The sequence below is a fragment of the Chryseobacterium camelliae genome (genome assembly GCF_002770595.1).
Taxonomy (GTDB): Bacteria; Bacteroidota; Bacteroidia; order Flavobacteriales; family Weeksellaceae; genus Chryseobacterium; species Chryseobacterium camelliae.
Genome location: NZ_CP022986.1, coordinates 1,116,746 through 1,142,537, shown reverse-complemented (window position 1 = coordinate 1,142,537; position 25,792 = coordinate 1,116,746). Strand labels below are relative to the sequence as shown.

Annotated in this window: 23 protein-coding genes; 8 read left to right on the top strand and 15 right to left on the bottom strand. The window is 41.7% G+C overall.

Annotated features, from left to right (window positions below; genetic code table 11):
• Nucleotides 1-319: 319 nt before the first annotated feature.
• Both CGB83_RS05140 and CGB83_RS05135 read left to right on the top strand, forming a co-directional pair.
• Complete coding sequence (locus CGB83_RS05140) at nucleotides 320-679, top strand: response regulator (RefSeq protein ID WP_100074841.1); 360 nt, start codon at nucleotides 320-322, stop codon at nucleotides 677-679.
• A gap of 20 nt (nucleotides 680-699) precedes the next feature.
• Entirely contained in the window at nucleotides 700-3,207 is a 2,508-nt protein-coding gene (locus tag CGB83_RS05135) for a PAS domain-containing sensor histidine kinase (RefSeq protein WP_100074840.1), read from the top strand.
• 749 nt (nucleotides 3,208-3,956) lie between these two features.
• Here the strand turns inward: CGB83_RS05135 and CGB83_RS05130 are convergent.
• Together CGB83_RS05130 and CGB83_RS05125 are read right to left on the bottom strand one after the other, a co-directional pair.
• A complete protein-coding gene (locus CGB83_RS05130; protein WP_100074839.1) occupies nucleotides 3,957-4,916 on the bottom strand; it encodes a bifunctional helix-turn-helix transcriptional regulator/GNAT family N-acetyltransferase in 960 nt (319 codons plus the stop codon).
• Nucleotides 4,917-5,065: 149 nt separating this feature from the next.
• Nucleotides 5,066-5,419, bottom strand: coding sequence for a winged helix-turn-helix transcriptional regulator (locus tag CGB83_RS05125; RefSeq protein WP_100077501.1), 354 nt, complete (start codon nucleotides 5,417-5,419; stop codon nucleotides 5,066-5,068).
• A 120-nt stretch (nucleotides 5,420-5,539) separates the two neighbouring features.
• Here CGB83_RS05125 and CGB83_RS05120 point away from each other — a divergent pair, with 120 nt between their 5' ends.
• Nucleotides 5,540-6,541, top strand: coding sequence for a zinc-dependent alcohol dehydrogenase family protein (locus CGB83_RS05120; RefSeq protein ID WP_100074838.1), 1,002 nt, complete (start codon nucleotides 5,540-5,542; stop codon nucleotides 6,539-6,541).
• Nucleotides 6,542-6,619: 78 nt separating this feature from the next.
• Here CGB83_RS05120 and bla read toward each other — a convergent pair whose 3' ends face one another.
• The 5 genes from bla to CGB83_RS05095 all read right to left on the bottom strand — a co-directional run bounded on the left by bla (nucleotide 6,620) and on the right by CGB83_RS05095 (nucleotide 10,855).
• Nucleotides 6,620-7,378, bottom strand: a complete 759-nt coding sequence (gene bla / locus CGB83_RS05115) for a subclass B1 metallo-beta-lactamase (RefSeq protein ID WP_100074837.1) — start codon at nucleotides 7,376-7,378, stop codon at nucleotides 6,620-6,622.
• 50 nt (nucleotides 7,379-7,428) lie between these two features.
• Nucleotides 7,429-8,679, bottom strand: coding sequence for a serine hydrolase domain-containing protein (locus CGB83_RS05110; protein WP_100074836.1), 1,251 nt, complete (start codon nucleotides 8,677-8,679; stop codon nucleotides 7,429-7,431).
• Nucleotides 8,680-8,819: 140 nt separating this feature from the next.
• Nucleotides 8,820-9,599, bottom strand: coding sequence for a hypothetical protein (locus CGB83_RS05105; RefSeq protein ID WP_157761345.1), 780 nt, complete (start codon nucleotides 9,597-9,599; stop codon nucleotides 8,820-8,822).
• A gap of 36 nt (nucleotides 9,600-9,635) precedes the next feature.
• The gene (locus tag CGB83_RS05100) at nucleotides 9,636-10,259 is read right to left on the bottom strand and encodes a carboxypeptidase-like regulatory domain-containing protein (RefSeq protein WP_228420116.1); all 624 of its coding nucleotides are present in this window, start codon (nucleotides 10,257-10,259) and stop codon (nucleotides 9,636-9,638) included.
• A 17-nt stretch (nucleotides 10,260-10,276) separates the two neighbouring features.
• On the bottom strand, nucleotides 10,277-10,855 hold the full coding sequence (locus tag CGB83_RS05095; RefSeq protein WP_100074833.1) for a hypothetical protein: 579 nt from the start codon (nucleotides 10,853-10,855) through the stop codon (nucleotides 10,277-10,279).
• Between the two features lie 209 nt (nucleotides 10,856-11,064).
• Here CGB83_RS05095 and CGB83_RS05090 point away from each other — a divergent pair, with 209 nt between their 5' ends.
• The 4 genes from CGB83_RS05090 to CGB83_RS05075 all read left to right on the top strand — a co-directional run bounded on the left by CGB83_RS05090 (nucleotide 11,065) and on the right by CGB83_RS05075 (nucleotide 15,115).
• Complete coding sequence (locus tag CGB83_RS05090) at nucleotides 11,065-13,068, top strand: tetratricopeptide repeat-containing sensor histidine kinase (protein WP_100074832.1); 2,004 nt, start codon at nucleotides 11,065-11,067, stop codon at nucleotides 13,066-13,068.
• A complete protein-coding gene (locus CGB83_RS05085; protein ID WP_100074831.1) occupies nucleotides 13,061-13,693 on the top strand; it encodes a response regulator in 633 nt (210 codons plus the stop codon). The genes CGB83_RS05090 and CGB83_RS05085 overlap by 8 nt, the downstream gene beginning before the upstream one ends.
• A 137-nt stretch (nucleotides 13,694-13,830) precedes the next feature.
• The gene (locus CGB83_RS05080) at nucleotides 13,831-14,196 is read left to right on the top strand and encodes a VOC family protein (protein ID WP_228420114.1); all 366 of its coding nucleotides are present in this window, start codon (nucleotides 13,831-13,833) and stop codon (nucleotides 14,194-14,196) included.
• Between the two features lie 25 nt (nucleotides 14,197-14,221).
• Nucleotides 14,222-15,115, top strand: coding sequence for a GNAT family N-acetyltransferase (locus tag CGB83_RS05075; protein WP_100074830.1), 894 nt, complete (start codon nucleotides 14,222-14,224; stop codon nucleotides 15,113-15,115).
• Nucleotides 15,116-15,157: 42 nt separating this feature from the next.
• On the opposite strand, the gene CGB83_RS05070 is transcribed toward CGB83_RS05075, so the two are convergent.
• From CGB83_RS05070 to CGB83_RS05050, 5 genes are all read right to left on the bottom strand, one after another.
• The gene (locus CGB83_RS05070; protein WP_100074829.1) at nucleotides 15,158-15,760 is read right to left on the bottom strand and encodes a DNA alkylation repair protein; all 603 of its coding nucleotides are present in this window, start codon (nucleotides 15,758-15,760) and stop codon (nucleotides 15,158-15,160) included.
• A 36-nt stretch (nucleotides 15,761-15,796) separates the two neighbouring features.
• Nucleotides 15,797-16,246, bottom strand: coding sequence for a GNAT family N-acetyltransferase (locus tag CGB83_RS05065; RefSeq protein WP_100074828.1), 450 nt, complete (start codon nucleotides 16,244-16,246; stop codon nucleotides 15,797-15,799).
• A 48-nt stretch (nucleotides 16,247-16,294) separates the two neighbouring features.
• Nucleotides 16,295-16,978 carry a hypothetical protein gene (locus CGB83_RS05060; RefSeq protein WP_100074827.1) on the bottom strand — a complete coding sequence of 228 codons (684 nt, stop codon included), beginning with the start codon at nucleotides 16,976-16,978 and terminating at the stop codon, nucleotides 16,295-16,297.
• Between the two features lie 65 nt (nucleotides 16,979-17,043).
• Nucleotides 17,044-17,628, bottom strand: a complete 585-nt coding sequence (locus CGB83_RS05055; RefSeq protein WP_100074826.1) for a Crp/Fnr family transcriptional regulator — start codon at nucleotides 17,626-17,628, stop codon at nucleotides 17,044-17,046.
• A 71-nt stretch (nucleotides 17,629-17,699) separates the two neighbouring features.
• A complete protein-coding gene (locus tag CGB83_RS05050) occupies nucleotides 17,700-18,233 on the bottom strand; it encodes a GNAT family N-acetyltransferase (RefSeq protein ID WP_100074825.1) in 534 nt (177 codons plus the stop codon).
• 156 nt (nucleotides 18,234-18,389) lie between these two features.
• On the opposite strand from CGB83_RS05050, the gene CGB83_RS05045 reads away from it, so the two are divergent.
• Nucleotides 18,390-19,136 (top strand): ThiF family adenylyltransferase, encoded by a 747-nt coding sequence (locus tag CGB83_RS05045; protein WP_100074824.1) that lies wholly within the window; start codon nucleotides 18,390-18,392, stop codon nucleotides 19,134-19,136.
• Between the two features lie 16 nt (nucleotides 19,137-19,152).
• Here CGB83_RS05045 and CGB83_RS05040 read toward each other — a convergent pair whose 3' ends face one another.
• The 3 genes from CGB83_RS05040 to CGB83_RS05030 all read right to left on the bottom strand — a co-directional run bounded on the left by CGB83_RS05040 (nucleotide 19,153) and on the right by CGB83_RS05030 (nucleotide 25,744).
• Complete coding sequence (locus CGB83_RS05040) at nucleotides 19,153-21,372, bottom strand: peptidase domain-containing ABC transporter (protein WP_100074823.1); 2,220 nt, start codon at nucleotides 21,370-21,372, stop codon at nucleotides 19,153-19,155.
• Between the two features lie 93 nt (nucleotides 21,373-21,465).
• Entirely contained in the window at nucleotides 21,466-22,686 is a 1,221-nt protein-coding gene (locus CGB83_RS05035; protein WP_100074822.1) for a lanthionine synthetase LanC family protein, read from the bottom strand.
• A complete protein-coding gene (locus tag CGB83_RS05030) occupies nucleotides 22,646-25,744 on the bottom strand; it encodes a lantibiotic dehydratase (protein ID WP_100074821.1) in 3,099 nt (1,032 codons plus the stop codon). The genes CGB83_RS05035 and CGB83_RS05030 overlap by 41 nt, the downstream gene beginning before the upstream one ends.
• Nucleotides 25,745-25,792 lie beyond the last annotated feature (48 nt).

The window sequence follows — 25,792 nt, the reverse complement described above, 5'->3', positions numbered from 1 at the left end:
AATGCCAGAAAGCTGGTCGCAACAAGGGATGAAATTAATCTTATATAAAACGGCAACTGATTAGAAATAAGGTTTCAGGTTCCTGCGTAATGCTTTAAAAAAGATCTGTCAGCTTTGTTAAAAATCCATTAAAATATCCTTGATTTTTAATCATATGGAATAAATTTTGCTTCTAATCAAACCGGTTATCAATGCATATGGATTTAATTATGCTGCAATAAGGCAATGATACTGATTCACATAGGGTTTGTGTTATGTACACGGGAAAATTTAAGGTACAGGAAATGCTGATCATGTACCTGAGCTTACTGATTAATGAATGAATAAGAATATTTGTGTCCTGGAGGACAGTGAAGAAATCCTGGAGCTCATCCAAATGGTTTTGGAGCAGGATTATAATGTACATGGGTTTCCGACGGTTTCTGAATTTATGACCGGACATCCGGAAACCGGTCCCGATTTGTTCCTGCTTGATGTCATGTTGCCGGATGGCAACGGAATTGAAGTATGCAATACCCTTAAAAATAATGAAGCCTCGAAACATATTCCCGTGATCATTATGACTGCCAATGCCAACATGGAACGTATGAAAGGTCTCTGTTCAGCAGATGACTTTATCTCTAAGCCGTTCGATATTGATGACCTTATCAGCAGAATCGACGTTCAGATTCACCATTAACGAACTTCCCGCACCCAATTATGTATCGTCCTACCAGACTGGAAAACACAGACCTATTAAACATTCTCTGCCTGCATGCCGAACATCCGGTGGCCGTCTACACGGGTGAGGAAATACGTATCGAACTGGCTAATCCCGCCATGTTGGCTGCCTGGGGTAAATCCGGATCTGTAGTCGGGCTCACCCTGTCCGAAGCATTGCCTGAAATTTCCAATCAGCCCTTCGTAGGCATGCTGCAGGAAGTATGGAATACCGGAGTGGATAATATCGGAAAAGCCATTGCAGCAGAATTGATCGTGGATGGGAAGCTTCAGCTGTATTATTTTGACTATTCCTATATTGCCGTTAAAGATGCACAGGGAACTGTATATGCTATTTACCATACGGCAAAAGATGTTACCCGGGAAGTCCTGGATCAGAAAGAACTTCAGGTGGCCAGGGAACGTGAGGAGCTTCTGGAAAGGGAACAGGCCATGAATGAGGAGCTTGCGGCAGCCAATGAAGAACTTCACGCTACCAATGAGGAACTCTATATCACCCAGGAAAGCCTCAATGCTTTAAATCAGGAACTGGAAACCCGTGTCGCCATGCGGACTGAAGCACTTTCACACTCAGAAAGCCGCCTGCGTTATCTCTTGTCCGATGCACCAGTTGCCATTGCTGTTTTTCAGGGCAGGGAACTGATTATAGAATCAGCGAATAAGGAAGTGCTTAAAGCCTGGGGCAAGTCGGAAGATATCATAGGTTTGCCTCTGCATATAGCCGTCCCGGAACTTATTGGGCAGGAATTCCTTCAGATTCTCGATAATGTATATGCTTCCGGAGAAGCCTATTATGGCAATGAGATGAAGGCCCTCCTGGAACAGCAGGGGAAGATTGAAGAAGTCTATTTTAACTTCGTTTATAAGTCTTTAAGGGATGATTCGGAAAAGGTTAACGGGATCATGATTACGGCAAGTATTGTTACGGAGCAGGTATTATCAAGAAATAAAATACAGCTGCTGAATGAAGAGCTCCTTGCCATCAACGAAGAGCTGAACAAATCACAGGAACTCCTGCTGGCATCCAACCTGGATTTAAAAGCCAGCGAAAACCGGCTTACCGATATCCTGAGCAACCTCCATGCACCGGTAGTAGTCTTAACAGGTTCTGAACATATCGTTTCTACCGTCAATCAGGCATTGCTCAAATTTTGGAACCGTACCAAAGAGGAAGTGCTGAACAGGCCTATGCTGGAAGTATTCCCGGAACTTAAAAACCAGGTGTTCCCTTCACTCTGGAAAGAAGTCCTTGAAAAAGGATCCATGCTTCAGAAACGTGAGCAGAAAGTCATATTTAAAAACAAGGTAACCGGGGAGGACAGGGTAGTGTATGTGGATTATTTCTATCAGCCCATGACGGATCTCAGTGGGAGCATCATTGCCGTGCTCGCTACCGTACTGGATGTCACTGAAAAAGTACGGTCAAGGAAAATTGTTGAAGAGGCAGAGGCCAAGCTTCGGCTGGCCATAGAATCGTCCGAACTGGGCACCTGGTTTATTGACGCAGAAAGCAATGTCCTTACGGCTTCAGAAAGGCTGAAAGAGATATTCGGATTTTATTCTGATGAAGAGATGCCTCTTGAAGCTGCCCTTGAACAAATCACCCCGGAATTCAGGGAGACTGTTACCCGTGAACTGCATGAAGCTTTAACAACCGGCGGCAATATAGACATGGAGTACTCAATTAAAGGATACCGGGACGGGGACATCCGTTGGGTACGCTCAACCGGCAAGCTCTATCATGGCGATATTTTTACCAAAGCCAATTTTTCAGGTACCGTACAGGACATTACCCGGAAAAAGCTGGAAGAGCAGCGCAAAGATGACTTTTTGAGCATTGCCAGCCATGAACTCAAAACACCGATTACCACCCTTAAAGGCTCATTACAGCTTTTAAACCGTTACCGTGATAATATGCAGCATCCGATGGTCATCAAGCTGATTGATCATGCAAACACCAGCGTCACGAAAATTACCGGGCTTATTGATGACCTGCTTAATACCACCCGCACCAAAGAAGGCCAGCTGCATCTCAATTATAAATCCTTCAACCTCTATGAAATGCTCGAAACCTGCTGTAGTCATATCCGCATGAGGGAAAAGTACCGTTTGATTTTGCAGGGCAGCAAAGACATATTCATTGAAGCCGATGAAGCCCGTATTGAACAGGTAGTGGTGAACTTTGTGAACAACGCCGTTAAATATGCTCCCGACCAGCGTGAAATCCATATATCCGTAGAAAAAACAGAGGGTAAGGTACAAGTATCCGTAAAAGATTTCGGGCCTGGGATTCCTGCCGATAAGATTCCGTATATTTTTGACCGGTATTACCGGGCGGATTATTCAGGCGTACAGTATTCCGGACTTGGACTCGGGCTGTATATCAGTGCCGAAATCATTAAGAAGCACCGCGGGGAGATAGGGGTCAATAGTGAGCTGGGAGCAGGAAGTACATTTTGGTTTACCTTACCGGTACAGAAAGTATAATATTGCATCCGTGGTTTTCAGTTTACATTTATTCTTATTAAACAAAACGGAAAACCTTCCTGTTCAAGTGCGGAACGAAGTGTTGTGTGTCAAAAACCAGCTAAAAGATTCTGATTTGTCTGTTACTCACTGGTCCTCGATACATTTTTCTCCGCTTCGCTGCGAAAAACACTCGGACTGACGGCGCTGCAATGTTGTCAGGGATCTATTTTCGTCGTCGTGCATTCGAGTGCGAAACAAAGTGTAGGGTATCGAGAACTTGTTGAAAAGGATCACGCTTTTGTTTGTTACTCACTGGTCCTCGATACATTTTTCTCCGCTTCGCTAAGAAGAACACTCGGACTGACGGGGCCGCAACGTTCGTCAGGGATCTATTTCCGTCGTCGTGCGTTCGGGTGCGAAACGAAGTGTAGCGTATCGAGAACTTGTTGAAAAGGATCATGCTTTTATTTGTTATTCACTGGTCCTCGATACATTTTTCTCCGCTTCGCTAAGAAGAACACTCGGACTGACGGGGCCGCAACGTTCGTCAGGGATCTATTTCCGTCGTCGTGCGTTCGGGTGCGAAACGAAGTGTAGCGTATCGAGAACTTGTTGAAAAGGATCACGGTTTTGTTTGTTACTCACTGGTCCTCGATACATTTTTCTCCGCTTCGCTAAGAACGCTCGGACTGACGGCGCTACAATGTCTGTCAGGAATTAATTAATAGCCGTTTGCTCGAGCAATTCTATCCTTCTACATATAATCCTTAATCCTTCAGCTTCAGCTCCATCTGAATATTACAGCGCTGATAAGGCGTCGGTCTCCCGGAAATCTTCTGGAATCCCAGTTTATAGTATAAGCTGATAGCGGGCTTCAGGATGGTATTGCTTTCCAGGTAGATCTTTGAGGCTCCCGATGCCCTAGCCTCGTCTATGACTTTTTTCCCAAGAAGATAACCTATGTTTTTGCCCTGGGCTTTGGGTGAAACGGCCATTTTAGCCATTTCAAAATCATATTCAGGATCATCCATCTTAATCAGGGCACAGACACCTACCGGATCATCCTGATAAAGAGCGACAAATATTTTCCCTCCCTTGTCCAGAATATACTCTTCCGGGTGATCCAGAGCCTTATAATCTGCCTCTTCCATTTCAAAATAAGTAGATATCCATTCTTCGTTCAGCGATCTGAATGCATTCTGGTACTGTTTGGAGTACGGTATGATCTCAACATCCCTGCTTTCGCGGATCTTTTTCTGTTCCTGCACTCTTTTGTACAACGGTTTATGTTCCAGCAGGTGTTCCCATTCTGCAATGGCTTCCCAAAGATTGTGGGTTGTTTCCTGTTCAATTTGACTGATCGCTGCTTCTATATCTGCACATTGTCCTTCGATCATCCGTTGGGCAATTTCTTTTCCCTCATCAGTAAGTCCGGCAACATTCCGTCGTTTGTCTGTAGAAAGAAGGTTGTTTTCAACCAGTCCTGCTTTGGTCATTTCTTTAATGATCTGGGTTACGGAAGGCTGTGAGTGCCCGATTAATTCTGCTATTTCCGTAATGGTTTTCGACCCTTCTTCAGAGAGAATGAAAAATACGGGAAACCATTTAGGAGAAAATGCAACTTGATAAAGCTCATAAATCTTGGAAGAATCTTCCGTAACCTTTGCCGTCAGTAAGCGTAACCTGCTTCCCAGGGCCATTTTACCCGTTTTATTAAAAAATTCCATTTTAAAATAATTAATTATATAATCAGTTATGTAAATATATAAATAAATTTGAATTTGATCAACAGTATGAACCAAATTTTAAGTTAAACCTATATGGATTATTATTAACGTGCTAAAAATCAGTATTGTGAATTTTAGATACTATTAAGCTATTGACATGAAATTCCATTCATTTTTTCCTTTTCGATCTGCCGGTCGCCCCATTGTTTAAGGTGCTCAATGAATGGAATCAGTTCTCGGCCAGTATCGGTTAGCGCATATTCTACTTTAGGCGGGACCTCATGGTAGACTTTACGGGTGACCAGCAGGTCATTTTCCAGTTCGCGCAATGTTTGGGTCAGCATCTTCGGGGTGACATCGGTGAGGATCCTGCGCAGTTCACCATAGCGCATCACGTTTTTAAGATGAAGGTAATAGATGATCCTTCCCTTGTACTTTCCTCCTATTCTTTTAAACGCATAGTCTACGGAGCACACCGGCTCATCAGCAAATTTTGTTTTCATAACGAAATTTTTCTCATTGATAATCAGCAATAGTATAGTTTCGGTATGTAGGATACCAAAAAGTGCATACTTGACTCAAATATACCGATAAAATAAATTTGCGGCAATAAACAAGATATTATGAGAACAATTAAAGTAGAAAATGGATATGGATTAGACCGGATAACCATTACGGAAAATCCAGTTCCCGAAGTAGGGGAGCATGAGGTACTGGTAAAGGTGCATGCTGTTTCCCTGAACCAGCTCGATATTATTGTTGCGGAAGGCATATTCGGCACTCCGTTGCCGCATGTCCTGGGTTCTGATGCCGCTGGCGTGGTAGTACAGGTGGGCAGTTCCGTAAAACATTTTGCTGTAGGTGACCGGGTCTGTACCCATTTTATTCAGGACTGGCAGGATGGTCAGCTTAAAGCTGAATACCTTAAAAGCAGGCTGGGAACCGGCGTAAACGGTGTATTTGCTGAATACATTTCCCTCAGCGGGCAGGCTTTGGTTAAAATTCCAGACAGCATGAGTTTTACAGAAGCATCAACGCTGCCCATTGCTGCACTAGTGGCCTGGGAAGCCGTTGTGAACACCATACAGATCAGGCCGGGACAGGGCTTGCTGATCCAGGGAACAGGAGGAGCTTCCGTCTTTGCACTGCAGATCGGGAAAATGATAGGCGCTAAAGTAATCATCACCTCAGGATCTGATGAAAAACTGGCCATTGCACGGAAACTCGGTGCAGATATCACAGTCAATTACCGGAAGTATCCGGAATGGCAACAGCAGGTCCTTGAACTTACAGATGGGGATGGTGTGGATGCAGCCATAGAAATGTCCTGGTCAGAATTGCACAAAACTGCAGAAGCCATGAAGCTGAACGGAAGAATTGCCGTAGTAGGGTTGCTGGGAGGTCAGTTCACAGAAATCTCTGCGTTTCCGGTCATCCAGAAATGCCTGGCTATACAGGGTGTACAGGTGGGTTCGAAAAAATCTTTTGAAGACATGATCCGGGCTTTCGGTCTCAATAATGTGCATCCCTATATTGACCGGATTTTTTCTGTGGAAGATATTACTGAAGCGATGGAATACTTCAGGAACGGTAAGCATATCGGTAAAGTGGTGCTTACTTTTTAAACTTGCCTTTTAAGACTATAAGGCTGCCCGAACAGAGCAGCCTTATGGTATATTGATGAGAACAGGTATCAGTGAGATTTATTTATTTTTAAACAGGGCAATTGTGTAGTCAAGCAGCTTCCGGTCTCCGTAATCCCCATGGCCCGGAATGACTGTTTTTACGTCAGGGTACTGCCTCTTTACCTTTTCAACGGTAGCCGACCATTCAGAGGTATTGGAATCTCCGAGGTATCCTTTGCCGGCATCCATTTCCTTGATCAGGCATCCTCCGAACATGATATGCTCCTCCGGGAAATACCCTACCACATTGTCTCTGGTATGTCCCTCACCGAAAAACCTGGCGGTAGCATATTCCTGTCCCACCTTGAACCTGAGTGAATCTGCGAAACTGTGTTCCGGAACTGCATAATGGTTTTTCTTAGCCAGCTCAATCGTTTTTGCATAGGCATAGGAAGGAATCTTATGGTTATGAAATGCCTGCAAGCCTCCAAGGCAGTCATTGTGGAAATGAGTCGGAATAACAGCATTGATGGAACAGTGAAGCTTCTCCTGGACCCATCCGATCAGTTCTTCAGCATCCTTATCGTTGCTCGGGGTATCAAAAATAACGGTTTCTGCGCCGTTTCTTACAATCAGCCCGTTACAGGGTACTTTCCCAAAGTCATTGGTCTGCAAAAAAGACGTATGCTCAAATGTGTTTTCAGATATCTGGGTAATAATCAGATCATCGGAATGGTAGATGACTGAAGGTTTAAAAGCCTGGTTTTTCTGTGGATTGCAGCCGGATTGCAGGATCAGGAATGCAATAATGGCTGATGTCTTTAAAATAGATTTCATAGGTAAAAGGATATGGTTTGCTTGATTGATACTATTGGAATTATCATTATTTATTTGGATTGATTCACTGATTTTCCTGTTAAAACAGAATGATTAAGGGTGTTTTTTTGGGAATGTCCGGCGTTTTTTATTCTGAGCCCCATGGCATACAGGACATCATAAAGATTGAAAAAAACGTCTTCTTCTTTTTCGCTGAGTGAAGTATTGGAAAATAAAATGACTGCAACTTCCCTGTTAAGATCAGAAAGCATGAAAGTCCGTACACCGGGATCAGATCCGTTGTGGCCGATGCGTTTTCCTCCCATTTTCGTCGCCCAGAAGATTCCTGAATTTAATGTGTCCGGATTAATATTTTCAGGGATATGGTCTCCTGTAAACTGGAACCTGAGCATTTCCTTTATATCTTTTTCCCTGAACAGCTGTTTCCCCTTATAAGAACCGTTCTGGAGGAGAAAAATGAAAAAATTAGATAAGTCATCCACGGAAGTCCGTACCCCGCCGTCCGGATAAGTGACGCAGCCGTACAGGGGAATCTGCTTTACGGTATTGCTGTCTTTGGAATAAAGCTTAGAATGGTTTTTCAGGTCAACTTCTGAAAGGAACCATCCGGTATGCGCCATGCCCAGCGGTTTAAAGATATGCTTCCTGCTGTACTGATTCAGCTTCATTCCTGTCCGCAGTTCTACGATATAGCCGGCCAGGCCTGCGCCGATATTGGAATATTCCCGGTATGTGCCCGGCTGATGATTGAGGAAATTTTTTTTGCTGTAGTATTTCCCGCCCGGAACGAAATAGTTCTTCAGGAACTCACCTAAGGGCAGTTCCGCATCCCTGCCATTCGTATACAGGCTGTCCGTATAAAAAGGGTACCGGTCAGTCAGCCCCGAGGTATGGGTAGCCAGGTGCCGGAGGGTAATTTTGGAATCCGGATCATAAGGATTGACTATTTTAAACGGCAGATACATATTGATATCTTCATCCAGCGAAACTTTCCCGTGTTCCACGGCTTTCATAATGCAGGCTCCCGTAATGGTTTTGGACACCGAAGCAATATTCATCAGCGTAGAAGGGGAAAAAGGAATGTGTTTTTCCCGGTCTGCAAAGCCATAACCTTTCTTCCAGACCACTTTTTTATCGACAATCACGGCGGCACCCAGTCCTGCTATGCCGGTGCGGGCCATTTCTCCTGTTATGATGCTGTCTATATTGTCATTCCTTAGGTCTGCTCCAGGGGTCTGCGCATAGCTGTAATTCAATAATACCAGTAAAAATCCTGTAGCCAGGTGGAAGATCTTATTCATAGGGTATGGTAAAGAATCCGTTTCACAAAAGTAGTGAAACGGATCTGATAATTATTTAATCATGATTGAGTGTTGCATGAATGATTGCTGATACGGTTTTAATGAGTACCGGCATGATCAGATGTCAGCCTTAATTCCTGTTAGCTGAAACCTGCTATTCTGATGTTGCTTACAAATACCTTTGCTCCGTTGTCATATTGCCATGGAGCAGATAGGTAAAAATTCTTTCCCGCTGAAGGCGCAAAGAAAATCCCGTCTGCAATTTTCCTGTTGCCCAGATATACGGTCATCCTTTCACCGTTTACTTCAAGTTTTGCCTTCAGTACAGTATTGAGATACGGCTCCAGGTCAAATGTATTGTTGGCATATTTCTCAGGGTTTTTGCTTCCGGTATTCACCATATCAGTATCATAGTACTGTAATTCCACATAAGCGCCGGAATTGCTGGTATATTCTTTCGTACTGTTGTCGGGAGCGAACCCGAAGGATAAGGGTGCAATATCCTTTACCTGATCACCCGTTGCCAGGAGGTCAAATGTAACGGTGAAATGTTCCGGATACGGGATGGCTTTGTTCAGTTTGTAGATGGCTTTGTCTTCGAGAGGCATCCATTTTCCGGAATGCTCTTTCAGGCCGGTTACGGAAGCCAGTCCGTTACTTTTAACGGAGCTTACGGTGGCTCCTGCAGCATACCCTGAAAAATCTTCAGAAAACAGGGGCATATTTCCCTGGACAAAAGGAGCGGATTCTCCCTTTTCTACCGTACGGCTGTTGCTTTTTTTAGCAATAACCTTATCCACAGCCTTTTCTGTTTTTTCTTTGGCTTTCTGCCACAGCGCCCCCAACTGCGCGTGGGAATACAGTGATGCAGACAGCAGCAGAAGGCAGGCGAAACGGACGGGTAATTTAGCGTATAGCATATGTCGATTGATTTGGTGGTCTTAATACTGGGTTTGTTAGTGAAGCTTCACGTTTACGATTTCACCGTTTTCCTTAACCTCAACAAAGGCCTCGATCCGGTCTTCATGATTTACGCTGTACTGCTTCAGCTCATAATAATTGGTGCGGTTATAGCCGTTGTACGCAGCTCCGGTATATTCATGGTAATAACCATTTTGTGTGTACGGCAGGAACCCCTGGAGGAAATATGTTCCAGGCTTCATTTCAGGGAAAGTAAATTCACCGCTGCTGTTGGTAATCGCTTCCAGCCTGTACCGGTAGGCTTCATTGGAAAGGTATACGTAACGTCTTTTTCTTGTATTTTCTTTTTCTTTCCTGAGCTGGTACCACGCATTGAAATAAGGGGTTACCGGCAGAAGAACCACCCTGATCTGGTTGGCTAAGATCCGTTTGCCCATTTTTATTCCCCAGTTTTTATCTTTTGCCTTGGTAAACGCCACTCCCTTAATGGTTGCACTTCCTCTTGCAAGCATCTTCTTAGCCTGAAGGGAATCGAATGAAACCTGCGGATAGAAAATTTCCTGTTTGTCTTTTTTCTCCGGCTCCTTGTATTGGGCAGCAACAGCCACCGGTGATATCGTTCCGGCAGCGATCATCAGAGTTAAAAATGTGTTTTTCATATTTTTTTTATTTTATTTTAAGGATTGATTATGGTGTCGTAAGGGAGGTTGAAAGATCCTTCGGTGACATTGATTACGGAGCCTTCCATAGACCTTACTTTTCCTGATAACGTCCCTTTAATACCGTCTTTACTGATTGTTTCGATGTTGACGCTGAATACATCATCGCCATAGGACGTATTGTATATAAGGGTCCCTTCTTTTTTTTGGATGGCATAGCGTGCAATCATTCCGGTCTCTGCCGGAGTGGTGTAGGTGCCTGATGTAATGTTACCTCCTGTTTTCCATATCTCGAAATCAAGAGACGGGGAGGGCAGGCTGCCATCCGTAGGGTAAGAGGCTTCATTTCCACCGACTACAATATGCTCCCATCGGTTATCATTGCCTCCGCCCTGGAATTTGACATTATGGAAATTTACTTTTCTCCCGTCGATTGATGCCCGGAAATAATAATCGTCCGAATCTCCTCCGGTATCGTCATCATTTGAGCAGGAACTCATTCCGATCCCTAACATGGCAAGGCACAGAATAAGTCGCAGCAATGAAGTGCGGACCCGATGTCCCGTCAGGTTTTCTTTTAAAGCAGGTGTATTCATATTTTTTCGTGTTAATGAGGTTTAACACAAAGCTAGGGCAAGAAAAACCGATATGAAATACCGGCTTCACAGTAATTTTTTTCTACTGATTTTTAAGTAGTTTTTTGTATAAATTAATGAAAATGAAGTATCATGAAGATTTTTGCCGCATATTTACATCCGGGAATAAAGGGAGGCACTCGTCTTTCTTAAAATTTTGATGCGATACAATGAGAAATTATTATTGGGTTCTGATGTTACTTTGGCTTCCTTTAGGGTTAACGGCTCAGCAGCAGATTCCGCTGGATGAAACCAGGTATCTGGATAGCCTTCAGACAGTCTTGTGGTCAGACAGGCCGGACAGTATCAAGGCTGATGCCCGTTTTGCATTGGTAGAGTACTGGAAACTGAGGGATACGGCTAAAAGCAGGATCAATCTGGTAGCAGGTAAAAAGCTGGCACAGAAATATCCCTATTACCGTGCGGTCATTCCTTTTTATGAAGGGCAGTACTACTTCAGCTCAGATCCCGGAAAAGCTTCTGCGGTATTTAAAAAAGCCATACAGGAATTGTCCGTCTTCCATGACAGGAGAGCTTATGCAAAGCTGGCTTCTGCATGGTACAATTATGCCTTGATGAATAAAGATAAAAAAGGGTACGATTTCATTGCCGGAATTACCATCGGAAAAGCAATCCCTTATGCTGAAAAGGCTGGTAATCCCGTAATGAAAGGACATTTTTACACTCAGCTGGCTACGATATTGATGAATAATGCACAATTCAGCAAAGCATCGGATTATAATCAGAAAGCCGTTGAGCTGCTGGAAAAAACAGCACCGGCATCAAGCACCCTGCTCTTCGCCTATCTGAGCGGTGTAAGCATATACTGTTACACCGCACAGGGTGAGAAAGCCCTTACATTGCTGCAGAAAGCAAGAAAACTGCTTCTTCCGTATCCGGATTCAATGAACAATACCCTTTATTATTACAATGAAACCCTATACTATACCACAATCAATGCCCTGGAAAAAGCTTTGAAAAGTGCGGACATGGGTATTGCTCTTGCAGATAGATTTCATCAGCATCAGATGCGTCAGCAGCTGGTATTCAGGAAATATAACATCTACAGCCAGCAGAAGGATTTTAGAAATGCACGGAACATCCTGATGGATATCGTAAAGGACCAGACTTTGATGCGCAACAGCCTAGATAAGGCAATGATTTATGGCGAGCTGGCCAAAACCAACGAGCAGCTTAAAGATTATCAGTCGGCTTACCGCTGGCTGAACCTGCAACGGAATATTACGGACAGCATCAACAGCGGCGAAAGCAAGCTGAAAATCAATGAGCTGGAAACCAAATACCGTTCAGCCCAGAGCCGCCAGAAAATTGCCGCATTGCAGGCCCAGAACCGTCAGGCGGCTTTAAATACCAAAAATGAACGGCTGTACACCGGTATCTTAGGCATTGGCTGCCTCCTGCTTTTTGCGGTATTAGGGTTTGCCATCCTTAATGCCCGTAATAAACGTAAGCTGGCTGAACAGAAAGAAATCAATTACCAGCAGCAGCTGGGTGAAATGGAACAGAAGCAACAGCTGAAAGTAGCCAAAGCCATGCTGGATGGAGAAGAACTGGAACGTGAGCGTATCGCCAGGGATCTTCATGACGGCCTTGGGGGAATGTTAGCGGGAGTCAGGATCAATCTTTCCTCATGGGCGGAAGACCAGTCTGATGTCTGGGAAGATCAAAGCTTCCGGAGGACCGTTGGCCAGCTTGACGAGGCCGTCAGCGAACTGCGTCGTATTGCCCGGAACATGGTCCCGGATACCCTTCTGAAATTCGGGCTGGAAACGGCACTGAAAGACCTTTGTGAGTTTTATATGCGGGACGGACTGGAGATTTCCTGCGAATCATTCGGGATCCGGAAAGATATTCCCCTTACGGTACAGCTGAATGTTTACCGAATCATCCAGGAGCTGATTTCCAATTCCATCCGGCATTCCGGAGCTGCCCATATCCTGATGCAGTGCAGCCAGAACGGGTCTTCCATTTTTATCACCTTTGAGGATGACGGGTCCGGCTTTGATCAGGAAGCGGTCAGGAACAAAAAAGGAATGGGGCTGGATAACCTGAACAACCGGATCGCCTATCTGAAAGGCGATATGGAAATCCTCTCGGCACCGGGCGAAGGAACTACCATTAATATTGAACTTAGTACTACGACAGATGGATAAATTACGCACTGTGATCGTTGATGATCATCCTATCGTGATTGAAGGCCTCAGAAACCTCCTTTCCCATGAAGACAATATTGACATTGTAGAAGGGTTCTGCAAAGGCCGTGAACTGCTCAGCTATATGCGGACCCACCGCACCGACATGGTTTTGCTGGATATTTCCCTTCCGGATATTAACGGGATGGATCTTTGCCTGATGATCAAGGAAATATCCGAAAGTACCCTTATCCTCATCCTCAGCAACCACACAGAGCGGAGCATTATTTTACAGACCATACAGAACGGTGCCAGCGGCTACCTTCTGAAGAACAGTTCCCTTCCGGAGCTCAGGAAATGCATTGATGAAGCGGTAAAAGGAAATATATGCTACAGCAGGGAAGTGATTGAAATTATCAGCCGTCCATCAAAAAATGCTTCTGAAGGCCCTCCGAAACTCACCCGCCGTGAAAAACAGATCCTGGCGATGCTTGCAGAAGGAAAAACAAGCCAGATCATTGGTGAAGAGCTTTTCCTCAGTCCGCTCACCATCGATACCCACCGCAGGAACCTGATCCAGAAATTCGGGGTAAAAAATGTTGCTGAGCTGATGATGGCCGCAAGCCGGCTGGGAATCGTAGGATGATGATCATGTTTTAGAAATGAGCATAGTGATAAGCAGATATAAAGGGAATGTGTAGTTTATATCACAGCTGCTTTGTATTTTCTATGTTGTGGTAATTCACTACATTCGTTAAATAAACCCATTAATTTTTAGGTGAGATGAAAGCCATATACGTAAAAAGAATCGTTGCCAATATACCTACACCCGATACGGTTGCCGCTGAACTTTTTTATGGTAAAATCCTCGGGCTGGAAGTCTTGATGGACCACGGCTGGATTACCACTTACGGCAATGATGAAAAGATGGACATACAGGTGAGCTTTGCTACAGAAGGGGGCTCCGGAACGGAAGTTCCCGATTTGTCTGTGGAAGTCAATGACGTGGATGCGGTTTATCATCGTATGAAAGAATCCGGATTTTCCGTGGAGTACGGACCTGCGGATGAACCCTGGAATGTGCGGCGGTTCTATGTGAGGGATCCGTTCGGGAAACTCATCAATATCCTCCAGCATCAGAATGGCTGATAAAAAATACATATAATACATCCTTATGTTTACCACAAAAGAAATTATGACGGACAGGCTGATCCTGAATGAACTCCAGGCGAACGACCACGCCTTTATTTTTGAACTAGTCAATTCCCCCGGCTGGCTGGAATTTATCGGTGACAGAAATATACGCACACCAGAAGATGCTATAGCTTATATTGAAAAAATTACAGTCAGTTCTCATATCAAGTACTGGATCGTGAAACTGAAGGAAGATCATCAGCCGGCAGGAATCATCACCCTCGTAAAAAGGGACTATCTCGAACATTATGACATAGGATTTGCTTTCCTGCCGCAATATACCGGATCCGGATACTCTTCCGAAGCGACCAGAGCTATACTGGAAGTGCTTCCTGATGAAATACTGAAAGATAAAATACTGGCCATCACCACAGAAGTCAACCACAGGTCTGTAAACCTTCTGGAAAAGCTGAAGTTCATCTATGAAGGCAGGATAGAATCAGACGGAAAAACACTGGTACAGTATGCTTTAAGTGCAGATGAAATCCGGATCGGAAAAATCATACGTTCATTTTTTAATCTGTTTGACAATACGTTGAAGGAGCCTGATTTCAGAGCAATAGATGAGCTGTGCACGGAATCTGTCGGCATCATCCGGAAATCCGGTTATCAGACAGACCTGTACGGACAGGAATCCTTTATTGAACCCAGGAAAAAAATATTGACAGACGGAACATTACAGCAGTTCAGTGAATTTGAAACAGATGGTGAAACCCGGATTATAGGGAACATCGCACAGCATTATTCAAAATATGAAAAAAAAGGATGGCTGAACGGAGTATACTTTGAAGGAAGCGGTCATAAGTTTTTCCACCTGATGAAAGAGACCGGTGGGTGGAAAATTGCCCATATAATCTGGGAAGATGACGTTTGACATATAATCAGGATCATAAGGGCTGATCGTATCAAAAATAATTTATTTTCCTTTCGCCAGTTTATAGGTAAATGCCGTTTTTTTATCGGTTAAATTCCAGGTGGCCAATTCATCGGATACTTCTTCCGGATGCTTTTTGCTGATGTCACGCAGGGCATTTCCAACCGATTTCCTGAGGTATTCGCTGCCATCTGCCTTATTTGCACTGATAAGTGCAATAGCTTCGGACGGATGATCTTTAAAGTAGGGACGGCCCGTCCAGATCCGGAGCCCTTCCGTAACCGCTCTTTTAATATTGGGATGAGGATCTGAGAGCCATTTTTTTATAACAGGAAGGCTTTCCTCATATCCTTTGGTCTTGCAGTAATAGTCAAAAGCTTTAGCCAGCATTTCCTGCACCCGCCAGTTCGGGTCATCTGCCACCCGGGTTTCAAGGATAGAGAGCGCTTCCGGACGGGTTGGGGAAAGCTGCCCCAACAGGTATGCAGCCAGCATTCTCACCTGATAGCTGCCATCAGCAAGATATTGTATGGCAAGGTCTACATGCTGTAGATCCTGATCAGTTAAAATCTGGTCCCCGGCTTCTATGATGTGTTTAAAGCCATGTTCAGTCTGCCTGATTCGATCAATGATTCTTTCATCCATTAGGCTCCGTTTTATTAATAACACCTGTTGCTGAACTCACACGCTGATCTGGTAAATCCGTGATTCTTTGCCCCATGGATGATACCCCTGTCCGATATAGCTGAACCCATATTTCTCATAATACCCTGTATGATCCGTACAGAGATTCAGGAAGGCAAAACCTGATTCTTTTGCATCTTTTTTTGCCTGTTCGATAAACCGTTTCCCGTAACCGTTACCTCTGTGCTTTTCATCAATAAACATAGCACACAGCCAGGGATACAGGTCCATCCGGCTGATAAAATCATTGGTGATGAGCCCGGCACATCCGATGATTTCATCATCTTTCTCTAACAGGTACCATTGAGGTAATGCCTGTTCTGTAGTAAGACAATGGGAAATGCAGTCTTCATAAATGACAGGAGGCACTTCGGACCAGCTGTCCTGAAAGTATCGGATGGCCTGGTCTTTATATTCAGGATTTTTTTTGACGGATATTATTTTCATTAAATCGTGATTGATGATCTTGAATAATTAAAAGTACGAAAACAAATCTTAAAGGAGAGCCGATCCCTGTTGATTTAAATCATTCCTTCTCCTGATCAGCAAGCGGTAAATAGCCAGACAGCCCGGGATCATAGGAAGAACTGCTGTCCACATACCCGGAAAATAGTAGTGCCCGGTAGTTCTGAAATAAAAATTAGGCATTTCCCGGATGGTAGCTCCGTCAATAGATGCGGTTATGGGGTGCGGATCGTGCGGAAGCAGATCCGGGGTGATCAGCGGGAAAATAAAATGGGTAAACTCTGCCACACCGGGGCCGATGAATATGAACCAGGCTATAAATCCGGCGATGGGAACCTTGTAATAGAGCCCGAGCGAGGTTAGCGTATAAATTACCGGTCCTATAAGGGCAAAGACCATCAGGAAACTTTTCTCACTCCACGGAATTCCAAACAGCCGGCTCATCGCCGGTGCAAAGCCCATAAGGTACTCTTCAACAATATGAATCTGAAGCCCGGCAACAGTAAGGATAAACAGAGGGAGGATAATATTGGGCTCAAAAGGCTTTCTCAGATAGGTAAAATACCAGCAGAAAAGACCGATTAATGCTGAGCCTCCAACAATGATAACAGGCGCCAGCCCAATGGATAAGTAGCCCATAACGGGAGCAACAATCGTGAAAATACTTGCGGCTAAAAGGCTTAATTTCTGAGCGGATGATAAAGGCTTTTTCATAATGTTTTGATTTGTACCGAAGGTACCGCAGTTCTACCGTCCTGCATTTATCAAATGATAAAAAGCTACTTCATAGCGCGGATCCTGCTTAAGGATACCTGTGTAATGCCCAGGTAAGAAGCAAGATCCGCAAGGCTGATCCGCTGTAAAAGCGGTCCGTTTTCTTTCAGGAATGTATGGTAAGCGGTATACGCTTTTTCCTCCAGCATGCCGCCCATCCTGTCCATCATATTCACAGCTGCCAGTGAAAGGAGTTTCCTGTAAAATGTTTCTGCAGAATGGTAGCGCGTGCAGAGAATTTCCAGGTCATCATGGTTAAGGCAGGTGACCACCGTATCTTCAAGTGCCATGACCGAAAACCCAGATGGTTTCTGAATTACAAAACTGTCGAGGACTGTGAACATATTTCCTTCAGGGAAAAACCGCATGATGAATTCACGGGTATCCGTATAAAAAAAAGTTTTGACCAGTCCGCTGTCTATAAAATAGATCCGGTTGCACACCATCCCTGTTTCCAGAATGAGTTCGCCCTTCCTGTATCGTTTTTCATACAGTTTTGAGGCAAGTATGTCCTTTACTTCGTGTTCCAGATAAGAAAGGGATCCTGCAAAGTCAGTAAAACCTGCTGGTGGGTTTTCGTAGTCATTCATAGTCTGATTTTAGATTGCTTATCTGACAACAATGTATGTATGCTCAATATATAGCAATCGCCGGAACTCTATTACCGGCTGTTTAGCTTAGCATACATTTCCAGGCTGATCCATCTGCCGTTTTTAATCTCACAGTCCCTCATGGTCCCTTCGTATTCAAAGCCAAGGGATTTCATGACCTTCCTGCTGCCCAGGTTTTCCGTTTCCACCACTGCTTCAATGCGATGAACTGACATGGAGTCGAAAGCAAAGCGGCATGCGGTGTGGCCGGCTTCCGTAATAATCCCTTTGCCCCAGTTTTCAGGTAACAGCCAGTACCCGGTTTCAACTTTCCGGTTGTCCTTGCTCCAGTCATTAAATCCTATCGCTCCGAGAAAGGTATGGTCATGGCGGTTGCAGACGGCCCACCAGATTCCTTTTTCATCCTCTTCAATCTGCTTAAACCAGTCCATCTGCTCCTGGGTTGCAGACAAGCTGTCATACTGCACTCCATAATATTTAATGACCTCTTGATGAGAAAGGCCCCGGTATACTTCTTCAATGTCATCTTCCCGGAATTGCCTCAGGATCAGTCGTTCGGTGGTTAATACAGGGAAAATATCCATAGGTTCACCTTAATTTATGCACCTGTAAATTACGGAATTTTATAATTGTGGGATACTTAACTTTTAGAAATATCTTGCAAACAAAGTTATTTTAAACTTTTTCACGTCAGTATAGGGTGTCAGTAGGTCATTATATTTATTTTTGAGATAAAAAAAGTGGAAATATATTCTAGAAACAGGCTGTATGTTAGTAGGGATGAACAGGAAGCAATAAAAAAAATTCCCATTATATTGGCCGGAAGTGGCATTGGCAGTAACATAGCGGAATGTGCATTAAGATTTGGTTTTGAAAACATAACCGTTGTGGATGGCGACCGTGTTGAAGCCTCCAATCTTAACAGGCAAAATTACATACATCATGATATTTCGCGCTATAAAGCCGAATCCCTCTATCACAGACTAAAATCGATAAATCCTAATGCTGATGTCAGATATAAAAATGATTTTATCTCTGAGGATAATCTGGAAGAAATGCTGGACGGACAGAAAATTGCTGTAAATGCTCTGGATTTTACTACAGGGATACCTCTTAAATTGGATAAGTTATGCCAGGAAAAAGGTATTGATGTATTGCATCCCTATAATCTGGGATGGGGAGGATTGGTTACTGTTATTACTCCGGATAGCTTAGGATTGGAAAGTTTGACTCTTACACAGAATTTTAATGAATTGAAAATGGTTGAATATGTATCTGACTACCTGAGATTCTGGAACAGTCCCTGCGAATGGCTTGAAAAGATAATTAACGATTACAAAAACGAACCGGAACTTCTTCCGCCTCCTCAATTACCTGTCGCATCATGGATTGTTGCCGGAATGTGTACAGATATCCTGTTCAAGATAGCTACAAGGAAATCATTTAAAAAATTTCCGGAATTTTATTTTAATACCTTATCAGATTAGTGATCAATTCGTAATATTAACTTCCTAGCTCCAGCTGATTTTTTACAAGATTATAATATTCATTTTTTTGATCAACCAGTTCATGATGATTGCCTGTTTCAACGACCTGCCCATCTTTTAAAACAATTATTTGATCTGCATTTTTAACCGTACTGAGTCGATGGGCTATTATTAAAACTGTTTTACCTTTAAAAAAAAGCTGAAGATTGTCATGTATGACTTTTTCGTTTTTTGCATCCAGGGCTGAGGTAGCTTCATCAAAAAAAATGAAATGAGGATTTTTATAAATCGCTCTTGCAATTAATATACGTTGCTTTTGACCTCCTGAAATTCCATTTCCGGAAGTTCCAATTTTGGTGTTGTATCCTAATGGAAGGCTATGGATGAAGGATTCGAGATTAGCAACTTTTACAGCATGCTCGAGTCTTTTTTTATCTATATCACCATCTTCAGTAGCAATATTACGCTCAATGGTATCTGAAAAAATATATCCATCCTGCATTACTACACCACAGTTTTCCCTGATGCTCTTAGGGGATAGTGTTAAGATATCACTTCCGTTAAAACAGATCTTACCATGGGTAGGATTATAAAATCTCAGCAGGAGTTTCATTAAAGAAGTTTTACCGCTTCCACTGGACCCAACGATCGCCGTAACCTTGCCTTTCGGGATTATTATATTGATATTATTTAGAATGTACGGAGATTTTGGACCTTCATATTGAAATGAGACATTTTTAAGGCTAATCCCTTTGTTTTCTCTATTCTCTGAGGTGCTGCCTATATTAACAGCGACTAAACTTCCTGCTTCCTCTTCAGGATGGTTCTGTACTTCATTGAGCCTTATGAGACTTAGCTTTGCATCCTGTAGGGATCTGAAAAAAGTTATCAGTTGATTTACAGGATTATTCATCTGTCCGATAATGTAAGAAACACTTAGCAGGGCACCTAGGGTCATTTTTTCATTGACGACCAGATAAGCTGTTAAAAAGGTTACGACGATATTTTTTAGCTGGTTAATGAATTCAAATCCGGAGAGTTGCATCTGATCCAGTTTTAAGATCCGGATATTAATTTGAAGAAGTTTTTGCTGAATATTTTCCCATTCTTTTCTTTTAAATTCCTCAAATTGGTTGAGTTTCATTTCAGAGACTCCGTTAATAATCTCATAGATAGATTCCTGGTTCTCGCTTCTTCTCTGAAACCTAAAATAATCCAAGATATTTCTTTTCCTCATCCAGTACAATGACCAGATGATTGAAATACCGGTTAAGCCTAAATAAACCAGCAGTATCCTGAAATCATAATACCATAACACACCGAAGAATACTGAAAATGTAATCATCGAAAATACAGTTAAAAGACTCTGGGAAGTAAGAAAGCTTTCTATTCGTTCATGGTCCTGGATCCGTTGGTTAAAATCGCCCATCATCTTAGTATCAAAGAATTTTATAGGGAGGCGGAGAAGTTTTTTAAGAAACTCAGAAATAATTTGGATGTTTATTTTTGTTCCTACGATAAGCATGATCCAATTGCTGAAAATATTGAATATTATATTTCCCAGAAAAAAACCTAATTGAGCAAAGAGTATATAGGAAATCATTGAGATATTCTTTTTTCCAACTCCATCATCAATGAGTTTTTGTGTTAATAACGGAAAGAATAGTGTGGTCGCAGTACTCAGGAGTAAGAGCAAAAATAGCTTCAGCATCTGGCCTCTGTGTGGCTTCAGATAATTAAGCAGATATTTTACGGTCAGTTTTTCTTCCTTAACTGGCTCCTGCAAAAAGAAAATTTCAGTTGGTTCAAGAAATAAAGCGACTCCTTTATCCTGATCAGAAGTCCATGATTTTTCAAATTTGTCCTTCGATAGTGAAATGAATCCATGGCCCGGGTCAATAATCCGATATATCTTTTTTTTACTGAAAAGTGTTTCTGATATTCCATACAGAATTACAAAATGATTTTGATTCCAGTGAATAATACAAGGCAGAATATCATCCTTTAAATCGGTAATACTCAGTTTGGCTGCTGTAGTTTTAAAACCTAACGTATGTGCAGCCTGGCTTATTCCTAATAGTGAGACGCCTTCACGGGATATAAAGCTTATTTCCCGAAGATAGTTTAATCCGAAATCTTTTCCGTAGTATGAACAGATCATCGCAAGACACGCCGGCCCGCAATCCATCTGGTCAAGTTGAGGGTAAAACTTATATTTTGGTGAAAAATAATTCAAAAATTGTTTTTTAATATTAGGTGAAAAATATATTTTAAACTAAATCGTATACCCTACACCTTGCATAGATAAGATGATATCTGATAGATGTAATCAGATTCCGATTATCGTTAATTCATCTATTACCGGTAAGTTTTTATCCAGATTAATCATTAAAGAAATAGCTACACCTATAATTCCCCAACCAAAGGACATATTGAATGGTTTATCATCAATGTTTTTATCAAATCTGTTGATGAATCCTGCATATTCCTGTTTTTGTGAGTCTCTGAATTGAAGTATACTGTCAGCCCAGTAACCGGCAACGTGCCTGAAATCTTCAATTCCGCATTCCCTGATCAATTTTTCAAAAATCACATAAAGTCCCGAAGCACCGTAGGTAAGTCCTGCATCAAAAGTATACAGCTTGTCCAAAGGTCTTCTTGCACAAGACGATAAAATTTCAAAGGCCATAGATTTTAATTGATCTGACGAAAGAACAAGAGAAGATTGATATAAAACATATGCCACACCTAAATCGCCATAACACATACTCAGTTGAGTGGTAATAATGCCTTCATGGTTTGGGTAAAATGTAGGGAAATATCCGGTTTTAAAATCTCTTTTTTGATCCCGGACAAAATCAACAGCTTTACTAAGTAAATCAGTATCTGACTGGTTTTTTGGGTCTAAAATCTGCAGTCTGAACAGTTTGGTTAAGAAATTAATAATGAGGGAAGAGCCGTGAGAAAGACCTATATATACCTTGTCGTTAAGAGAAGGAGAGTTCCAGTAGATGGTTTTTCCAGCATCATCGGACAGTGCACTTTTTTGTATCTGACTGACAATTTCAAGAAGATGATTGCGGCTTACATCATCTTTTTTGTAAGTAAAATGATTGATGAAATAGTGGCCGCAAGCCATGGCGCCGCTACTGATGTCAAAATCTTTATTTTCAAAATTTTGTATGTTTAATTCAATAAGTAATTCCTGAAGAGAATAGTGTATATCGGTGAAATCATATTCAGGATCTAAATGATGCTCTATAAAAAGCAATGCCTTCCCTATGCCACTTAAATAATTGGATAAAGAATCCGTCAGATATTTATTGGAATAATTAATAATACTGTCTTCAAGAGCATTGATGCAGGATTCAACAGTATTTCTTGCGGTTTCAAGAGACTCTTCTTCACCGTAAGCTTTATAGCGAAAATAGTAATAGATAGCCAGCCCTAATTTTCCTCCGTCTAATGAAAAGTCCTGAAAAGCCTCTGAATTCTCGTTTATATACTGATTAATCGAATATAATGCTTCCTTTTTTTGGTCCGTGCTCATATTTATATTCAAGAGTTACATAAGTTTTATAAAGAAGGAAATAGACAATGGTTTCGTGCAGTCTTGCATGGGTGAAAAATATTCGGTTCAGGTTCATATGGATACAGCTGCTTAACCAGTTTAAAATATCTTTTTGAGTAAACTTTCCGGATATTTCATCTGCTAAACCTGTAACTGCTTGCGATCTCTCATTCAGAATCTCATGCACTTCAGCAAAAACATTTTCATACTTCTTGTTAATCAAAAGATCATTGATTATATTCTTGTGATCCCTTAGCTTTTTATCAATAGACTTCTTAAACATCTTCTTCAACCGGCTGTCGTTAATATCTACAAATTCTTCCTGAAAACCGTGGAACATTGTTTCCATCAAATTTTTGCGCTCTGAAATACTCATGGAAAAATCCTCAAGAATACGGTCAACAGATTGCAGGGCCATAAGATATCTTATTTCTTCCTTTTCATCATAGTCATTGATCAGCTGTAATAAATGTACTGTACAAATACTGTCATGGAAGAAAAAGTTTTCTGTATCCTCAATTGTTTCAGGACCATATCTTTCAATTTCCCTGACGTAGGTGTCTTGTGTCATTGAGAAAATTAATCTGTTTTGGATATAAAAGTCCAATTCACTCAAAAGTAATTGTAACAGCCTGTTGGAATCACTGTTTTTGATACGTAGTCTCAGGTGATGATGAGGGTCGTCATACCGTAAAAAGAACCATTCTATATGATCACCTGATAAGGTAGCCATTATATTAGGCAAAATCTCTGATATAATGTTATCACACGTTACATGTGAACAATAGATCTTAAAATATGACCATTCCTCACCCGGGAAAAAGCTCCGTTTATATTTGCTTTGGTGGTTATTATTTATTGATGGGTTTTTAACAGAATAAGGCTCATCATGTATCAAAGGAAGAATTATTTCAGAGGAATAATGTTTTGAGTTATTTTGAATAAAAGAGCTATTTTCAATGACCTCATATACGGATACCTTTTTTTTATCTTTTAGCTCTTTAAATAGAATATTCAGGCATACTGTGTTTTTAGAATCGAGTAAAAGGATATTATCGCTGTCTTTAATTTTAAAGTATTGGGGGATTTTAAGTTCGTCGATTTTCGTTTTTAACGCATCAATAGTTAAATCTTCGTGAAAAAATAATTTCCACCTCGCTTCACTAAGAATTAAATTTTTATACTCAATACGGGGCAGATAAATGCTTTCTTTAAGATGTCCCCAATCCCATTCATAACCATTATTCATATTATAATACTGGAGGTCACTCAAGAATCTGTACATCGGCAATTGCGCAATGTGGAAATTATGGGAAGAAGATAACCTTGGCAAAATAACTTTACCCTGGCTTTTTGATTTTAATATGATATCGTTACCGTTAACGCTTATATATAAATCATTGATAGAAATATTAACATTCTCAGGGTTATGCTGACTGTAATATGCTATTTCATGTTTATAAAAGCTTGGGCGTAAAAGGATATTTCCTATTCTCCCATCTGGCTGGTGCACCACTTCTGCCATTAAGCAGTCTGTATTTTTATTAACTTCGGTACGGATCTTTTCTGCGATAGAGTTATTGTAATAGGCAAACCGCGATAGAACCGTTGCCATGAACGGTCTTGGTACAGCAGATGTACAGTAGAATTTAAAATTTCCTTTATCCAGTTCTTCCATATTTTCAGCAGACAGCTCTCCTAAAATATAATAGTCGGAAAAGAAGCGTTTCCTGCCATGATCCATAATGTTGTTCCTGATATCAATTTCTTCCAGCTGTATTGGTGAAGGATATAAATAGTTGAAGTTCGACTGAAATTTTCTCTGTACATAATCAACCAATTCGTTATGGGTGGTTGATTTTTTCTTTACAGGCAAAGAAAAGTCTATATGATCAATTAATGGTACTTCTTCAATATTTCCGCTTACCTGAAGGTCATAACCAACGCCAAGCTGTGGATCAAGTGCATGAATGAGTGCTATTTCTTCTGTTCCGAAACGTTCAACAAAATTGTCTTTAAATTCAGTTATTCTGGTGTGATGGGGTGCATTGGGAAGTTGTACAATTTCATTGACAGATTTCAAAAGTGTCTGAGTCACTCTGTTATTGATCTTATTTTGGGGAATGTCTAATGTAAGGTCAACTTGGAAGTCCTGATCTGACGCACTATGCTGACTGTTAAAATAGTTAGACTTATCTATGGGTTTTTGATCTTCTAATGTACTTTTAATTTCATCACATGCTTCAGCAATATTTTTTAACTCACCAAGAATCTCATCATGATCAGACAAATTTTTTTCGAGCGTCTCCAGAAGATCGAAATTGCTGGTGATAAAAGGGGGCAATTGAGCTGTTATAACCTGGGATGACCGGAGCTCTGTAATATAGGAATCTATTTCATCTTCTTCAGCATCGGGAAGAAGAGAGCGGATATATTCCTTTATATCTGATAAGTATTGTCCGTTTTCAGTAAAGTTGAGCAGGTTAGCAAGGAAGTCATTGTTTTGAACCTGTGTGATTTTGTAGTTTTTATTTGCATCTGATTCAATATATCTTAATTTATCAGCTACACGATACAATGTATTATTTGTGGAAAATGTTATTTTTTCTAAGTAAGAGACAGAATTTGCTTTTTGAATAAGGTCTTCTACCCGAGACATATCAGGTCTTACATATACCTGAAAAGGTTTTTCAGGATTTCTGTTAAATTTTGATGCCTCTTCAGAAATATCGCCCAGTGAGAAGCCGGCAAAGAGCCCGTATGGTGTGCTTCTTATGCAGATTCTGTTATAGTATTTATATAAGCTAATCAATATTCTGTCTTTATCACTGAACTCAGAGGTCGTTATCAACCAGTTTTTTACCGTATGATAGAATTCCTTGGAAGCAAAAAATAAGGCATTTAAAAAATAGGTGTCAGAATAGATTTTCTTTAATGCATGGATGTCCTTATTGTATATGGCTGCATTAAGTTCACATAAATCTTCATGTGAAAATGCCGGTGATCGGAATAAGTAGAAATCGGATGGTCTTAGCATTAGATGAGTTATTTAAAAAAGGGGGAGAAGATCACTCTTTCTCCCCTC

Bases quoted from the DNA above. Each gene is read 5' to 3' on its own strand.
- CGB83_RS05065 (WP_100074828.1), bottom strand. From the start codon at position 16,246: ATGAAAATAATATCCGTCAAAAAAAATCCTGAATATAAAGACCAGGCC.
- CGB83_RS05035 (WP_100074822.1), bottom strand. From the start codon at position 22,686: ATGAGCACGGACCAAAAAAAGGAAGCATTATATTCGATTAATCAGTAT.
- CGB83_RS05120 (WP_100074838.1), top strand. From the start codon at position 5,540: ATGAGAACAATTAAAGTAGAAAATGGATATGGATTAGACCGGATAACC.
- bla (WP_100074837.1), bottom strand. From the start codon at position 7,378: ATGAAATCTATTTTAAAGACATCAGCCATTATTGCATTCCTGATCCTG.
- CGB83_RS05110 (WP_100074836.1), bottom strand. From the start codon at position 8,679: ATGAATAAGATCTTCCACCTGGCTACAGGATTTTTACTGGTATTATTG.
- CGB83_RS05050 (WP_100074825.1), bottom strand. From the start codon at position 18,233: ATGGATATTTTCCCTGTATTAACCACCGAACGACTGATCCTGAGGCAA.
- CGB83_RS05055 (WP_100074826.1), bottom strand. From the start codon at position 17,628: ATGAATGACTACGAAAACCCACCAGCAGGTTTTACTGACTTTGCAGGA.
- CGB83_RS05090 (WP_100074832.1), top strand. From the start codon at position 11,065: ATGAGAAATTATTATTGGGTTCTGATGTTACTTTGGCTTCCTTTAGGG.
- CGB83_RS05030 (WP_100074821.1), bottom strand. From the start codon at position 25,744: ATGCTAAGACCATCCGATTTCTACTTATTCCGATCACCGGCATTTTCA.
- CGB83_RS05140 (WP_100074841.1), top strand. From the start codon at position 320: ATGAATAAGAATATTTGTGTCCTGGAGGACAGTGAAGAAATCCTGGAG.
- CGB83_RS05135 (WP_100074840.1), top strand. From the start codon at position 700: ATGTATCGTCCTACCAGACTGGAAAACACAGACCTATTAAACATTCTC.
- CGB83_RS05105 (WP_157761345.1), bottom strand. From the start codon at position 9,599: ATGCTATACGCTAAATTACCCGTCCGTTTCGCCTGCCTTCTGCTGCTG.
- CGB83_RS05070 (WP_100074829.1), bottom strand. From the start codon at position 15,760: ATGGATGAAAGAATCATTGATCGAATCAGGCAGACTGAACATGGCTTT.
- CGB83_RS05085 (WP_100074831.1), top strand. From the start codon at position 13,061: ATGGATAAATTACGCACTGTGATCGTTGATGATCATCCTATCGTGATT.
- CGB83_RS05100 (WP_228420116.1), bottom strand. From the start codon at position 10,259: ATGAAAAACACATTTTTAACTCTGATGATCGCTGCCGGAACGATATCA.
- CGB83_RS05130 (WP_100074839.1), bottom strand. From the start codon at position 4,916: ATGGAATTTTTTAATAAAACGGGTAAAATGGCCCTGGGAAGCAGGTTA.
- CGB83_RS05125 (WP_100077501.1), bottom strand. From the start codon at position 5,419: ATGAAAACAAAATTTGCTGATGAGCCGGTGTGCTCCGTAGACTATGCG.
- CGB83_RS05075 (WP_100074830.1), top strand. From the start codon at position 14,222: ATGTTTACCACAAAAGAAATTATGACGGACAGGCTGATCCTGAATGAA.
- CGB83_RS05080 (WP_228420114.1), top strand. From the start codon at position 13,831: ATGAAAGCCATATACGTAAAAAGAATCGTTGCCAATATACCTACACCC.
- CGB83_RS05060 (WP_100074827.1), bottom strand. From the start codon at position 16,978: ATGAAAAAGCCTTTATCATCCGCTCAGAAATTAAGCCTTTTAGCCGCA.
- CGB83_RS05095 (WP_100074833.1), bottom strand. From the start codon at position 10,855: ATGAATACACCTGCTTTAAAAGAAAACCTGACGGGACATCGGGTCCGC.